The organism is Deltaproteobacteria bacterium (assembly GCA_016234845.1).
GTDB lineage: Bacteria > Desulfobacterota > Deferrimicrobia > Deferrimicrobiales > Deferrimicrobiaceae > JACRNP01.
Genome location: JACRNP010000151.1, coordinates 1 through 13429, shown reverse-complemented (window position 1 = coordinate 13429; position 13429 = coordinate 1). Strand labels below are relative to the sequence as shown.

Here is a 13429-nt window from a genome sequence, read left to right as displayed (position 1 = left end):
GGTGTCGGGCGCCAGGAGGAACAGGGCGCTGGACCGGGCGACCATGTAGACGCCGGCGGTGACCATGGTGGCCGCGTGGATGAGCGCGGACACCGGCGTCGGCCCCTCCATCGCGTCGGGGAGCCAGATGTAGAGGGGGATCTGCGCCGACTTGCCGGTGGCGCCGAGGAACAGGAGGAGCGTGATGGCGGTGGCCAAGCCCGTGGTCAGCACGCCGCTGTGGGACAGGGCGGGAACCCGGGCGAATATCTCGGTGAAGGAGACGGAGCCGAACGTCCAGAAGATCAGGAAGACGGCGAGGATGAAGCCGAAGTCGCCGATCCGGTTCACCACGAACGCCTTCTTCCCGGCGTCGGAGGCGCTCTGCTTCTCGTACCAGAAGCCGATCAGCAGGTACGAGCAGAGCCCCACACCCTCCCACCCGACGAACATCAGAAGGTAGTTGTTCGCCAGCACCAGCGTGAGCATGGCGAACATGAAGAGGTTGAGGTAGACGAAGTACCGGGCGAAGGCGCGCTCGTGCGACATGTACCCGACGGAGTAGACGTGGATCAGGAACCCGACGCCGGTGACCACCAGCGCCATGACCGAGGAGAGCGGGTCGAGCTGGAACCCCACCGGGGCCAGGAACGACCCGGCCTGGATCCAGGGGAAGAGGACCTGGACGAAGGTGCGGCCTTCGGCCGGCCGCGCGGCGATGGCGAGGACGCACAGCAGCGCCACCGCGAAGGAGAGGCCGACCATCCCCGGGGCGATCAGGGCGACGAGTTTCCTGTACGCGGGCGTCTTGTGGTGCCCATGCGCCTCACCATGCCCATGGCTGTCCGTGACCGCCGAGGCGCCGTGCGCCCCGGGTCCATGCGAGCCCGAGAGAGCATTCGACGACGAGGGCGATGTCCCATGGGGCGAAGCTCCATGGGATCCCCCCGGAAGCGGCAGTCCCGCCTCTTTCAGGAGCAGCGGCCGCTCGACGAACAGCGCCAGCGCCCCGTTCACGATCACCCCCAGCAGCGGGAGCGCCGGAACCAGCCACAGCCAGTCGAGGATGCCGTTCACCATTTGAGGACCTTGAGCTCCGAGATGTCGACCGTTTCCTTCACCCGGTACAGCGCGATCAGCAGCGCGAGCCCCACCGCCGCCTCCGCCGCCGCCACGGTCATCACCATGAAGGCGAAGATCCCTCCGGCGGCGTCGCCCAGGTACGACCCGGCGGAGACGAACGCGACGTTCACGCCGTTCAGCATGAGCTCCACGCTCATCAGGATGATCAGGACGTTCTTGCGCGCCACGACCCCGACGACCCCGATCCCGAACAGGACCGCGGAGAGGAGCAGGTATGCCGACGGCTGGATCATCCTAGATCCTCTTCTTCGCCAGGGTGATGGCGCCGATCACGGCCGCCAGGAGCAGGACCGACGTGATCTCGAACGCCAGCAGGTAGTCCGTGAACAGCGCGCGGCCGACCGCCTCGACCGTCCCCTCTCCCCCTCCCGACGACCTCGACATGCCGAACCGCCGGGCGAGCACGGCGGACTCGATGAGGAGGAGCCCGGCCGCGACCACCCCGAGGACGCGCATCGTCGTGGCGCGCTCCACCGGGAGCCGGTCCTCCGGGACGTTGATCAGCATGATCACGAAGATGAACAGGACCACGATCGCCCCCGCGTACACGATCACCTGGATCGCCGCGAGGAAGTGGGCCTGGCGGAGCACGAAGAGGGCCGCCACGGCGAAGAGCGTGAGGATCAGGTAGAGCGCGGACGCCATCGGGTGCTTCCGCGTCACCACCATGATCGCGCCGCCGACCGCGATCGCGCCGAACAGGATGAAGAGGACCGCTTCCATCGCCCCCCTACTTCTCCAACAGGGTGTCGATCGTGAAGATGAGCTTCTCCCGGGTGTCGTCCGGGGGTGTGAACCATCCGGTGTCCATCCGGATCGCGTCGCACGGGCACGCCTCCACGCACATCCCGCAGAAGACGCACCGGAGCATGTCGATGTCGAACCGCGCCGGGTACTTCTCGATCGTCGGGTCGGGCGACTCCCCCGCGACGATCGTGATGCACTTCGCGGGGCAGGCGGTCGCGCAGCAGTAGCACGCCACGCAACGCGGGGAGCCGTCCATCCGCTTCATCAGCCGGTGCCGGCCCCGGAACCGGACGGGCATCGCCCGCCGCACCTCGGGGTACTCGATCGTCTGGATCCCCTCCTGGCGGACGATGTTCCGCAGGAGGTGCCCCATCGTGACGCCCAGCCCCTTCACGATCTCCACGAGGTACAGCGACTCCGGGAACGACATCTCCGGAGGCCTGGCCACTTTTTTCACGCCGATCGTCATCGTCTCGGTTCGCCCCTATTTCCGCAGGAGGAGCAGGATCAGCCCCGTCGCGAAGATGTTCAGCAGCGAGAGGGGGAGCATCACCTTCCACCCCAGCCGCATCACCTGGTCGTACCGGAACCGGGGGATCGTCCACCGGACCCAGACGTAGAGCCAGGCGAAGAAGACCACCTTCCCCACGAACGACCCGATCCGGATCAGGAGGACCGCCGCCTTCGGGAGCGCCACCGCCGCCCCGCCGGGGAAGAGGAACCCCGCGTCCCCGAGGAACGGGAACTGCCAGCCGCCGAGGAACAGCGTCGCCACGACGGCGGCCCCGACGACCATGTGGAGGTACTCCGCCATCATGAACATGGAGAACTTGAAGGAGCCGTACTCCGTGTGGTACCCGGCGACCAGCTCCGACTCCCCTTCCGGCAGGTCGAACGGGGTGCGGTTCGCCTCCGCGTACTGCGCCACGAGGAACAGTACGAACCCCAGCGGCTGCACCAGGATCCCCCACTTCGGCAGCAGGCCGAAGAGCAGCGTCCCCTGCCCGGCCACGATCTGCGACATCCGCACGGATTCGAAGACCATGAAGATCCCCATGAGGGAGAGCCCCATGGAGACTTCGTACGAGAGCATCTGGGCCGACGACCGCAGGCCCCCGAGGAGCGGGTACTTGCTGCCGCTGGACCAGCCGGCCAGCACCACGCCGTAGACCGTCATCCCCGACACGGCGAAGAGGTAGAGGATCCCGACGTTCAGGTCCGCGATCTGCAGCGCGATCGTCCGTCCCATCACCGTCACGTCCGGGCCGAACGGGATGACCGCGATCGTCATGATGGCCGGAGCGAGGGAGAACATCGGCGCCAACTGGTAGAAGAGCCGGTGGGCGTTGTCGGGGATGAAGTCCTCCTTGAAGAGGAACTTCAACGCGTCCGCCAGCGGGTGGAACAGCCCCCACGCCCGCACCCCGAGGATGTCGGCGCGGTTGGGCCCCCGCCGGTCCTGGATGTAGGCGGAGCCTTTCCGCTCCACCCAGGTCATCACCACGAGCAGGCCGAAGCAGAACGAGAAGAACACCCCGATCCGGGCGACCGCGACGACCAGGTCGAAGAGGGCGGTGCTCATGGCTTGCACTCCTGGCCTTGGCTTCCGACCGATTCGTACGTCATCCCGGCGAACGGGGCCTCGGTCGCGGACAGCGCGTGGAACACGGACGCCTCGCCGGCGAAGGTCCAGCCGGCCCCCATCCGGTTCGCGAGCTCCACGAGGAGATCGACCGTGTTCCTGGCCTTCCCGCGCGGCGCGAATCCGGCGCGGAACCGCTGCACGCGTCCCGCGTGGCTGGTGAAGGTGCCCCCGCGCTCCGCGAAGGAGGCGGACGGCATCACCGCCGTCGCGACCTTCGACACGGGCCCGTCGTTGGTCCCGACCTGCGCGACGAACGGGACCTTCGACAGCAGGGCCGCCGTCTCCGCCTCCGTGAACGATCCCACGACGTTTCCGAACACCAGGAGGGCCCGCACCGTTCCCGCCGCGATCCGTTCGACCAGCGCGTCGAACGCCGCCCCGTCGGGGATCCCGAGGAGCCGCGCCCCGCGGCTGTTGGGATTCTTGTCCGCGCGGATCAGGAAGCCGTCCTCGAACCCGTCCCCCGGCGCCCGGTGGGTGAAGGCCAGGTTCCGGGTGCCGAGCAGCTCGGTCGCGATCCGCCGGGCCAGGTACAGCTCCTCGTTGGACAGCTGCGGCGATGCGATCACGGCCGCCGCGTCGGGGCCGGCCTCCGCCGCCCGCGAAAGCTCGAGGGCGACGCGCGGGACCAGCGCGCCCCACGACACGGCCTTCTCCGCGCCGCCCTCGCGGACGAACGGGGCGAGCAGGCGGGCGTCGTTCGCCTTCTTGTACTCGAGCCGTCCGAAGTCGCACATCCAGGACCGGTTGACCGCCTCGTTCTCCCGGGGCTTCAACCGGTAGAGGATGTCCCCCTTGAAGTGCGCCTCGACGTTGCAGCCGTTGGAGCAGCCGGTGCAGATCGACTCGGCCCCTTTCAGGAACCAGACGCGGCACTTGAACCGGAAATCCTTGCTGGTGAGCGCGCCCACGGGGCAGATGTCCGCGAGGTTCCCGGTGTAGTCGTTGGACAACGGCCGTCCGGGGAAGACGGAGATCTCGGAGTGGTCCCCGCGGCTGAAGATGTGCAGCTCCCGGGTCTGCGTCACCTCGTCCAGGAACCGCACGCAGCGGGAACAGAGGATGCACCGCTCGGCGTCGAGGACGATCTGCCCCCCGATGTCCTGGACCTTCTTCTTGTGGACCTTGTCCTCGAGGGCGTACCGGCTCTTGTGCAGCCCGTACGTCATGTAGTAGTTCTGCAGCCCGCACTCCCCCGCCTGGTCGCAGATCGGGCAGTCGATCGGGTGGTGGATGAGGATCAGCTCGAGCACCCCGGTGACCGCCTTGCGGACCTTCTCCGTGTCGGTGCGGACGATCATCCCCTCCGTCACCACCGTGGAGCAGGCGGTCTGCAGCTTCGGGAACTTCTCGACTTCCACCAGGCACATGCGGCAGTTCCCGGCGATCGAGAGCCTCGGATGGTAGCAGTAGTGCGGGACATGCACGCCGATCGTCTTCGCGGCGTTGAGGATCGTGGTCCCGTCGGGGACGGCCACCGCGATTCCGTTGATGGTCAGGTTCGGCATGGTCTCTCTACAGGAACCGGTTCCCGTACGGGCACTTCTGCTCGGCGATGTGCCGGTCGAACTCCTCCCGGAACTTCCACACGAACGACTGCGCGGGCATCGCCGCGGCGTCCGAGAGCGGGCAGATGGTGCGCCCCATCATGTTGTCGCACAGGTCGAGGATCAGCTCGACGTCGCCGACCCGCCCCTTCCCCGCCTCGATCCGCCCCACGATCTTCTTCAGCCACCCGGTCCCCTCGCGGCACGGCGTGCACTGGCCGCACGACTCGTGCGCGTAGAAGTTCATGAGGACCGAAAGGGCCCGCACCATGCACGTCCCCTCGGCGATGACGATCACGCCGCCGGATCCGGCCATCGTCCCGATCTTCGCCATGGACTCGATGTCGTACGCCACGTCGATCTCGTTCGCGCGCAGGACCGGGGTGGACGACCCGCCGGGGATGACGGCCTTCAGCGCCTTGCCGTCCCGGATCCCCCCTGCGTAGGTGTATATGATCTCCTTCAGGTTGATCCCCGCCGGGAGCTCGTAGACGCCCGGGCGGTTGACCGCGCCGCTCACGCCGATCAGCCGGGTGCCCCCGTTCTTCTCGCACCCGAGGGCCGCGAACCGCTCCCCGCCGTGCGTCACGATCCAGGGGACGTCCGCGATCGTCTCCACGTTGTTCACGATCGTCGGCAGCCCGAACGCGCCCACCGACGCCGGGAAGGGGGGTTTCAGGCGCGGCCAGCCGCGCTTCCCCTCCAGCGAATTGATGAGCGATGTCTCCTCGCCGCAGATGTACGCCCCCGCGCCGCGGTGGACCGTCACGTCGAGGTCGAACCCGCTTCCCAGGATGTCCTTCCCCAGCAGCCCCGCCCCGTACGCCTCGGCGATCGCCTCGTCCAGGATCCGCGCCTCGCGGACGAACTCTCCCCGGATGTAGATCCAGCAGGCGTGCGCCCGCAGCGCGAAGCAGGAGATGACGATCCCCTCGATCAGCAGGTGCGGGCCGCGGCTCATGATCACCCGGTCCTTGAAGGTGCCCGGCTCCCCCTCGTCCGCGTTGATGACGAGCACCCGCGGCCGGGAGAGGTCCTTGGGGAGGAACCCCCACTTGACGCCGGCCGGGAACCCCGCGCCGCCGCGCCCGCGAAGATTCGCCTTCTTCACCTCGTCGATGATCGCCTCGGGCGTCATCGCGAACGCCTTTTTCAGCGCATCGTACCCGCCGGTCCGGCGGTAGCCGGAAAGCCCGCGGTACCGGTCGTCGGCGAAATGGGTGGTCAAGACCGTTTCCATGCCGCTCACTTCAGCCCGTCGAGGATCCGGTCGATCGACCCGGCGGTCAGGTTCTCGTGGTAGTCGTCGTTCACCATCATCACCGGGGCGGTCCCGCAGGAGCCCAGGCACTCCACCTTCGAAAGCGTGAACTTCCCGTCCGGCGTCGTCTCCCCGGGCGCAACGCCCAGCTTCTTCGACACGTGCTCGATCAGGTGCTCCGCGCCCAGCAGCGAGCAGGAGATGTTCCGGCAGATCTGCACGTGGTACTTCCCCACGGGTTTGCGGTTGTACATCGTGTAGAAGGTGGCGACCCCCTCTACGTACGCCGGCGACGTGCCGACCCGCTCCGCGATGTGGACGATCGCCTCGTCGGAGACGTACCCCAGCTCCCGCTGCGCGAGGTGGAGGGCGGGCAGCACGACGGCCATCCTGTCCGGGTAGCGGGTCAGCAGGCGGTCGAACTCCCTGCGCCCGGCATCGGAGAACTCGAAGCTCACCGGTCCAGCTCCCCCGCGATGATGTTGACGCTCCCCAGCACGGCGATCAGGTCCGCGACCATCTGCCCCTTCACCAGGTGCCGGATCCCCTGGAACAGCGGGAAGCACGGCGGCCGGACCTTGATCTTGTACGGGCCGCCGCCCCCCCGGCTCACGATGTAGAATCCGAGCTCGCCGTTGGCCGCCTCGGTCGCCGAATACGCCTCGCCGGCCGGCACCTGGATCCCCTCCATGATGAACTTGAAGTGGTTCATCAACGCCTCGATGTTCTCGTACACCAGCTCCTTCGGCGGCAGGGTGAACCGGGGGTCGTCGACGTTGACGGGCCCTCCGGGAAGGTGCGCGATCGCCTGCTCGATGATCCGCAGCGACTGCCGCATCTCCTCCATCCGGACCATGTACCGGTCGCACGTGTCGCCCTTCTCCCCGATGGGCACGTCGAAGTCGAACCGGTCGTAGACGAGGTACGGCTGGTCCTTCCGCAGGTCGAGGGGGACCCCCGCCGCCCGCAGGCACGGGCCGGTGAAGCCGAGCGCGACGGCGTCCTTCGCCGCGATCGGACCGACGCCCATCGTCCGCTCGATGAAGATCCGGTTCTTCGTGAGCAGCGCGTTCACGTCGGCGATGCACTCCGGGATGACCCCCCGGCACACGGCGAGGACCCGGTCGGTCCACCCGTCGGGGAGGTCCGCCATGAGGCCGCCGATCCGGGTGTACGCGGTGGTCAGCCGCTGGCCGCACAGCTCCTCGATCAGCTTGTAGACCTCCTCGCGCGGCTTCCAGAAGTACCAGAAGTTCGTCAGCGCCCCCAGGTCGACCATGTTCGTGCCGATGCACACCATGTGGTCGATGATCCGGGAGAGCTCGGAAATAATGACGCGGATGTAGTCGCACCGCTCGGTCGTCTTGATCCCGCACAGCTTCTCCACCGCCATCGCGTACCCGACGTTGTTCATCAGCGGGGAGACGTAGTTCAGCCGGTCGGTGTAGGGGATCACCTGGGTCCACGTGGCCGCCTCCGACTCCTTCTCGAAGCCGCGGTGGAGGTAGCCGAACTCGGACTCGAGGTCGATGATCGTCTCGCCGTCCAGCAGAGCCTTGAACCGGAGCGTCGCGTGCGTGGCCGGGTGCGACGGGCCGATGTTGATCAGCATCGGCTCGGCCTGCATGTCGAGGTGCGTGCTCCGGGCCTCTATCTCGATCCGATCCGTCATCTATTCCTCCGGCCCGATCGTGGGCTGGCGCTTCGCCTTCGGGTAATCCTTCCGGAGCGGATGTCCCTGGAACCCCTCGTACAGGAGGATCCGCGCCAGGTTCGGGTGGCCGCGGAAGACGATGCCGTACATGTCGTACGCCTCCCGTTCGTACCAGTTGATCCCGGGCCACACCGGGACCGCCGAGTCGATCACCGGGTCGTCCTCGTGGAGCCGCACCTTGATCCGGACCCGGTGCCTCTTCTCCAGCGAGTAGAGGTGGTACACCACCTCGAACCGCGGCTCCTCGCCCAGGTAGTCGACCCCGGTGAGGTCCATCGCGAAATCGAACAGAAGCGCCGGGTCGTCCCGGAGGTAGGAGAGGATCTCCACGATCCGTTCCCGGCGGACGAGCGCGGTGTCGTCGCCGAAGTCCGAGTGCGTCGACACGACGTCGGACCCGAACTTCGCGGACAGCATGTCGAGCACCACGCCCAAGGTTTTGCCCTTCCCCCTACTTGATCGGCCAGCGCTCGGCGGCGCGCGGCGCGCCGGTCTCGAGCATCTTCTGGATCCGGACGACGGCGTCGATGATCCCCTCCGGGTTCGGGGGGCAGCCGGGGATGTAGACGTCGACCGGGAGGATCTTGTCGATCCCCTGGAGGACCGTGTAGTTGTTGTAGAAGCCGCCCGTGCAGGCGCACGCGCCCATGGAGATCACCCACTTCGGGTCGAGCATCTGGTCGTAGATCCGCTTCAGGACCGGGGCCATCTTGTAGTTGATGGTGCCGGCCACCAGGAGCACGTCGGCCTGCCGCGGGGAGAAGCGGACGACCTCGGCGCCGAACCGGGACATGTCGTAGTGCGTGCCGAACGCCCCCATCACCTCGATGCCGCAGCAGGCGGTGGCGAAGGTGAACGGGTAGAGGGAATATTTCCTCCCCCACGCCACCAGCGACTCGAGCGTGGTCAGCGTGTAGCCGGGGGAGCCGTCCCTTTCGCGCTTCACTGCCATTCGAGCGCTCCCTTTTTCCACGCGTAGACCAGCCCCACCAGCAGGATCCCGACGAAGACGGCCATCTCGATGAAGCCGAACAGCCCCAGCGACCGGAACAGCACCGCCCACGGGTACAGGAACGTGGTCTCCAGGTCGAAGAGGATGAACAGCAGGGCGATCAGGTAGAACTTGACGGAGACGCGCTCCGCCGCGGGGCGGAGCGGGTCGACGCCGCACTCGTAGACCCCGTACTTGATCCGGTCGTACTTCCTGGGGCCGACCGCCTGCGAGAGGAGGACGAATCCCACCGCCATCGCCAGGGCGATGACCATGAGGACGAGGACGGGAAAGTACGGATTCGAGAAATCCACGGTCGAAAGGATATCGCTCACGGGTTCCCCCTCCTCCTTCCGCGGGGATTCAGAACGCGATCATCCGGACGGACTGGGAGGCGATGCGCGCCACCGGCTCCCAGTAGACGCCGAGGATCAGCGTTGGCGCGGCCAGGAGAACCAGCATCGCGCGGGGGACCGCCGGCACGGAGATCTCCGACGCGTCGGTCGGATCGGCGAGGAACATCGACCGGACGATCCGGGCGTAGTAGTAGAGCGCCACGACGCTGTTCAGCCCCGCCACGACCGCCAGCCAGTAGACGCCGCGGTGGATGACCTCGGCGAACAGGTAGACCTTGCCGATGAAGCCGGAAAACGGCGGGATGCCGGTCAGCGCGAACAGGAAGACGGCCATCGCCACGGCGGCGACCGGCGCGCGGCTCCCCAGCCCCGCGAAATCCGCGATGTCCTCCCCCTTCGTCCCGTTGCGGACCAGGACCACGACGTAGAAGGCGCCGAGGTTCATGAACAGGTAGACCACGAGGTAGAACAGGATCGCCTGGATCCCCGCCGGGGTGAGGAGGACGAAACCCATGAGCATGTACCCGGCGTGCGCGATGGAGGAGTACGCGAGGAGCCGCTTCACGTTGTTCTGCTTGATCGCGACCAGGTTCCCCACGGTCATCGTGATCGCGGACAGCGCCGCGAACAGGAGCGGCCAGTCGATCGTGGAGTTCAGGCGCCACAGCCCCGTAGCGGCGTCGGGGGACGCGAACACCGTGTAGTAGAAGCGGACCAGCACCGCGAACCCGGCCGCCTTGGGGCCGACCGAGAAGAAGGCGGTCGCCGGCGTGGGCGCCCCCTCGTACACGTCCGGGCTCCACATGTGGAACGGCACCGCCGCGATCTTGTACCCGAACCCGACGGCCACCATAACCGATGCGAGCAGGGCGGGGAGCGTCCCCTTCCCGGCCGCCACGACCCGGCCGATCTCCGCGATCTGCGTGGAGCCGGAGAGGCCGAAGAGGAGGGAGAAGCCGTAGATCATCACCCCCGAGGCAGTAGCGCCGTACACGACGTACTTCATCGCCGCCTCGGTGGAGTGCCGCCGCCCCTTCAGGTACCCCGCCAGCAGGTACGACGGGATGGAGACCAGCTCGAGCGCCAGGTAGAGCATCACGATGTCGGTCGCGGAGGAGAGCAGGAACATTCCGAGGAGCGTGGAGAGCAGGAAGATGTAGTACTCCGCCTGCGAGCGTCCGGCGAGCTCCCCGCTGTCCATCGACATGAAGATGACCACCAGGGTGGCCAGCGCGGTCAACGCCTTGAAGAAGAGGGCGAAACCGTCGTAGGCGGCCATCCCCTCGAAGATCGCCTTTCCGGCCCCCGCCGGCACGGCGCCGGTCAGCAGGAGGGCCGTCCCCACACCGAGGATCGAAAGGAACGCGAAAGCGGACGACCCGGGACGCTTCGAGGCCACGTGCAGCGCCACCAGCAGGAGGATCGTCGCCGTGACGGCGAACTCCGGCAGGAAATATTGCAGGCTCCCCAGGTTGCCGAGAAACATTTAGATGACCGCCTTCACGACGTCGACCAGTTTCACGAGCGAGGCGTTCATGAGGTTCAGGACCGGCATCGGCCACACGCCGACGATCATGACCAGGATCCCCAGCGGGGCGAGGCAGAAGATCTCGCGGCCGTTGATCTCCTCGAGCGCCGCGTACTTCGGGTTCAGGGGGCCGAGGAAGACCCGCTGCAGCGCCCAGAGGTGGAACGCGGCCACGAAGATGATCCCCAGCGCCGCGACGACCACCAGGGAGCGGAACGCCTGGAAGGAGCCGAGGAAGACCATCTGCTCCGCGATGAAGCCGGACAGCCCCGGGAGACCCAGGGACGCGAAGAACGCCAGGGAGACGAAGGCGGTGTAGACCGGCACCACGGCACCCAGCCCTCCGAATCCGTCGATCTGGCGATGGTGCGCCCGGTCGTAGACGACGCCGACCAGGAAGAAGAGCATGGCCGTGATCATGCCGTGGGAGAACATCTGCATCGCCGCCCCGACCATCCCCGTGGGGGTGAGCGCCGCCATCCCGAGGAGGCAGAACCCCATGTGGCTGACGGAGGAGTAGGCGACCATCTTCTTCAGGTCCGACTGCGCCATCGCGCAGAGGGCGCCGTACACGATGTTGATCACGCCGAGGATCGCCATCGGCACGGCGAACCAGACCGTAACGTCGGGGAAGATGGGGAAGGAGATCCGCATCAGCCCGTACGTCCCCATCTTCAGGAGAACGCCCGCCAGGATGACCGAGATCGCCGTGGGCGCCTCGACGTGGGCGTCGGGGAGCCACGTGTGGAACGGGAAGAGCGGCACCTTGATGGCGAACCCGATGAACAGCCCGAGGAACATCAGGATCCGGACGTCGAATCCTTTGAGCCACCCGCTGTGCGTGTTCTGCGCCATGTAGTGGAGCAGGTTGAAGGTGTGGCCGCCCGTCTCCGGGTTGGTCGTGTTGAAGTAGAGGGCCAGCAGGACGATCAGCATCAGGATGGAGCCGAGCAGCGTGTAGAGGAAGAACTTGATCGCCGCGTACTCCTTCCGCGGCCCGCCCCAGATGCCGATCAGGAAGTACATCGGCAGCAGCATCACTTCCCAGAAGACGTAGAAGAGGAAGAAGTCGAGGGAGGCGAAGACCCCCATCATCCCCGTCTCGAGGAGGAGGAAAAGGGCCATGTACCCCTTGACCTTCTTCTCGATCCCGAAGGAGCCGATCACGGCCAGGAACGACAGCAGCGCGGTCAGGAGGAGCATCGGCATGGAGATCCCGTCGGCCCCGACGAAATACTCCACGTTGATCGACGGGATCCAGGCGTACCGCTCCACGAACTGGAACTGGCTGGCGACGTTTACGCCCGCCACCGTCCGGTCGTAGGCGAACCACAGGCGCACCGAGAGGATCAGCGGGAGGAGCGAGGCTCCGGCGGCGATCCACCGGACCACGTCGTCCCTTCCCTTCGGCACGCAGACGATGACCGCCGCCCCCAGGAGCGGGAGGAAGGTCATCAGCGTGAGGATGTGACTATCGACGAAACCCAAGGGATACCACCTCCGTTCTCAGAACGCCTTGATCAGGAAAATGACGACCGCGCCGCCCGCCAGGGCGAACACGTAGTGGTACAGCTTCCCGGTCTGGAGGCGGCGAAGGATCGAGCCGCCCCCGATCGTCGCGTCGGCCACGCCGTTGACCGCGCCGTCGACCACGTAGTTGTCGAACTTTCCCACGAGGTACGAGACGAAGACGCCGAGCTGGGCCGCCAGGTTCACCAGGCCGTCGACCACGTGGAGGTCGAACCAGGCGAGCCCCCGGGAGAACGCCTTGGAGCCGTTGACGAACGTCGCCTCGTAGAGCTCGTCGAAGTACCACTTGTTCACCAGGAACTCGTGGAGCGGCTTCAGGGCGGCCGCGACCTTGTCCGGGTTGATCCAGCCGAACGAGTAGACGACGAAGGCGAGGAAGATCCCGAGGGTCCCCACCGCCACCGACGAGTACATGGCGTACGCGTGCGCCGTGTGGGCGAGGTGGGCGTCGTGCGCGGCCTCTCCCCCGTGGGCGGCCGGGGCCCCGTGCGCCGCAGGGGCGACGTGAACGGCGGGAGCCGCCGCAGGGGGAGCCTCCGCCGGACCCGGGGCGCCGTGGACCGGGGCCGGTTCGTGGGCTCCCGGCGCCATCACCGCCGCGTGCTCCATCGAAGCGGGGGCCGCCGGCGCCTTCACGACGTCGGCCACCGTGGCCGGCTTCTGCACGAGGGTCTGGAACCACCCCTTTTCGACGAACGGGCTCTTGAACCAGAAGGAGAACGAAAGCGTCGCCAGGACCACCAGCGGCACCCACATGTTCGGCGGCGACTCGTGCGCGTGGTCGTACTTGTGGTGGTCCTTCGGTTCCCCGAAGAACGTCATGATCACCATGCGGAACATGTAGAAGGCGGTGAGGCCCGCGGTGAAAAGCGCCCCGAAGAAGAGAATGTAGTGCCGCGGGTTCCGCATCCCGAATTCGAGTGCGGCCCCCAGGATCATGTCCTTGCTGAAGAAGCCGGAGAATCCCGGCACCCCGGCGATCGCGAGG

Annotated in this window: 15 protein-coding genes; all 15 read right to left on the bottom strand. The window is 67.0% G+C overall.

Annotated elements, in window-relative coordinates; genetic code table 11:
- On the bottom strand, positions 1–744 hold a 744-nt coding region (locus HZB86_10285; protein ID MBI5905913.1), incomplete at its 3' end, for an NADH-quinone oxidoreductase subunit L.
- A 308-nt stretch (positions 745–1052) separates the two neighbouring features.
- A complete protein-coding gene (nuoK, locus tag HZB86_10280; protein ID MBI5905912.1) occupies positions 1053–1355 on the bottom strand; it encodes an NADH-quinone oxidoreductase subunit NuoK in 303 nt (100 codons plus the stop codon).
- A 1-nt stretch (position 1356) separates the two neighbouring features.
- A complete protein-coding gene (locus HZB86_10275) occupies positions 1357–1845 on the bottom strand; it encodes an NADH-quinone oxidoreductase subunit J (GenBank protein ID MBI5905911.1) in 489 nt (162 codons plus the stop codon).
- A gap of 7 nt (positions 1846–1852) precedes the next feature.
- Positions 1853–2338: an NADH-quinone oxidoreductase subunit I gene (locus tag HZB86_10270; GenBank protein MBI5905910.1), complete on the bottom strand. Its 486-nt coding sequence runs from the start codon at positions 2336–2338 to the stop codon at positions 1853–1855.
- A 15-nt stretch (positions 2339–2353) separates the two neighbouring features.
- Positions 2354–3451: an NADH-quinone oxidoreductase subunit NuoH gene (nuoH, locus tag HZB86_10265; protein ID MBI5905909.1), complete on the bottom strand. Its 1098-nt coding sequence runs from the start codon at positions 3449–3451 to the stop codon at positions 2354–2356.
- Entirely contained in the window at positions 3448–5022 is a 1575-nt protein-coding gene (locus tag HZB86_10260; GenBank protein ID MBI5905908.1) for a (2Fe-2S)-binding protein, read from the bottom strand. The genes nuoH and HZB86_10260 overlap by 4 nt, the downstream gene beginning before the upstream one ends.
- Before the next feature lie 7 nt (positions 5023–5029).
- Positions 5030–6301, bottom strand: coding sequence for an NADH-quinone oxidoreductase subunit NuoF (gene nuoF / locus HZB86_10255; GenBank protein ID MBI5905907.1), 1272 nt, complete (start codon positions 6299–6301; stop codon positions 5030–5032).
- Between the two features lie 5 nt (positions 6302–6306).
- Entirely contained in the window at positions 6307–6780 is a 474-nt protein-coding gene (gene nuoE, locus HZB86_10250; GenBank protein MBI5905906.1) for an NADH-quinone oxidoreductase subunit NuoE, read from the bottom strand.
- Complete coding sequence (gene nuoD / locus HZB86_10245; GenBank protein MBI5905905.1) at positions 6777–7994, bottom strand: NADH dehydrogenase (quinone) subunit D; 1218 nt, start codon at positions 7992–7994, stop codon at positions 6777–6779. The genes nuoE and nuoD overlap by 4 nt, the downstream gene beginning before the upstream one ends.
- Complete coding sequence (locus HZB86_10240) at positions 7995–8453, bottom strand: NADH-quinone oxidoreductase subunit C (GenBank protein MBI5905904.1); 459 nt, start codon at positions 8451–8453, stop codon at positions 7995–7997.
- A 34-nt stretch (positions 8454–8487) separates the two neighbouring features.
- Positions 8488–8988, bottom strand: coding sequence for an NADH-quinone oxidoreductase subunit NuoB (gene nuoB / locus HZB86_10235; protein MBI5905903.1), 501 nt, complete (start codon positions 8986–8988; stop codon positions 8488–8490).
- Positions 8979–9302: an NADH-quinone oxidoreductase subunit A gene (locus tag HZB86_10230; protein ID MBI5905902.1), complete on the bottom strand. Its 324-nt coding sequence runs from the start codon at positions 9300–9302 to the stop codon at positions 8979–8981. Before HZB86_10230 ends, nuoB begins: the two co-directional genes overlap by 10 nt.
- Before the next feature lie 88 nt (positions 9303–9390).
- Positions 9391–10869: an NADH-quinone oxidoreductase subunit N gene (locus HZB86_10225; GenBank protein MBI5905901.1), complete on the bottom strand. Its 1479-nt coding sequence runs from the start codon at positions 10867–10869 to the stop codon at positions 9391–9393.
- The gene (locus HZB86_10220) at positions 10870–12378 is read right to left on the bottom strand and encodes an NADH-quinone oxidoreductase subunit M (GenBank protein ID MBI5905900.1); all 1509 of its coding nucleotides are present in this window, start codon (positions 12376–12378) and stop codon (positions 10870–10872) included.
- Between the two features lie 39 nt (positions 12379–12417).
- On the bottom strand, positions 12418–13429 hold a 1012-nt coding region (locus HZB86_10215; GenBank protein ID MBI5905899.1), incomplete at its 5' end, for an NADH-quinone oxidoreductase subunit L.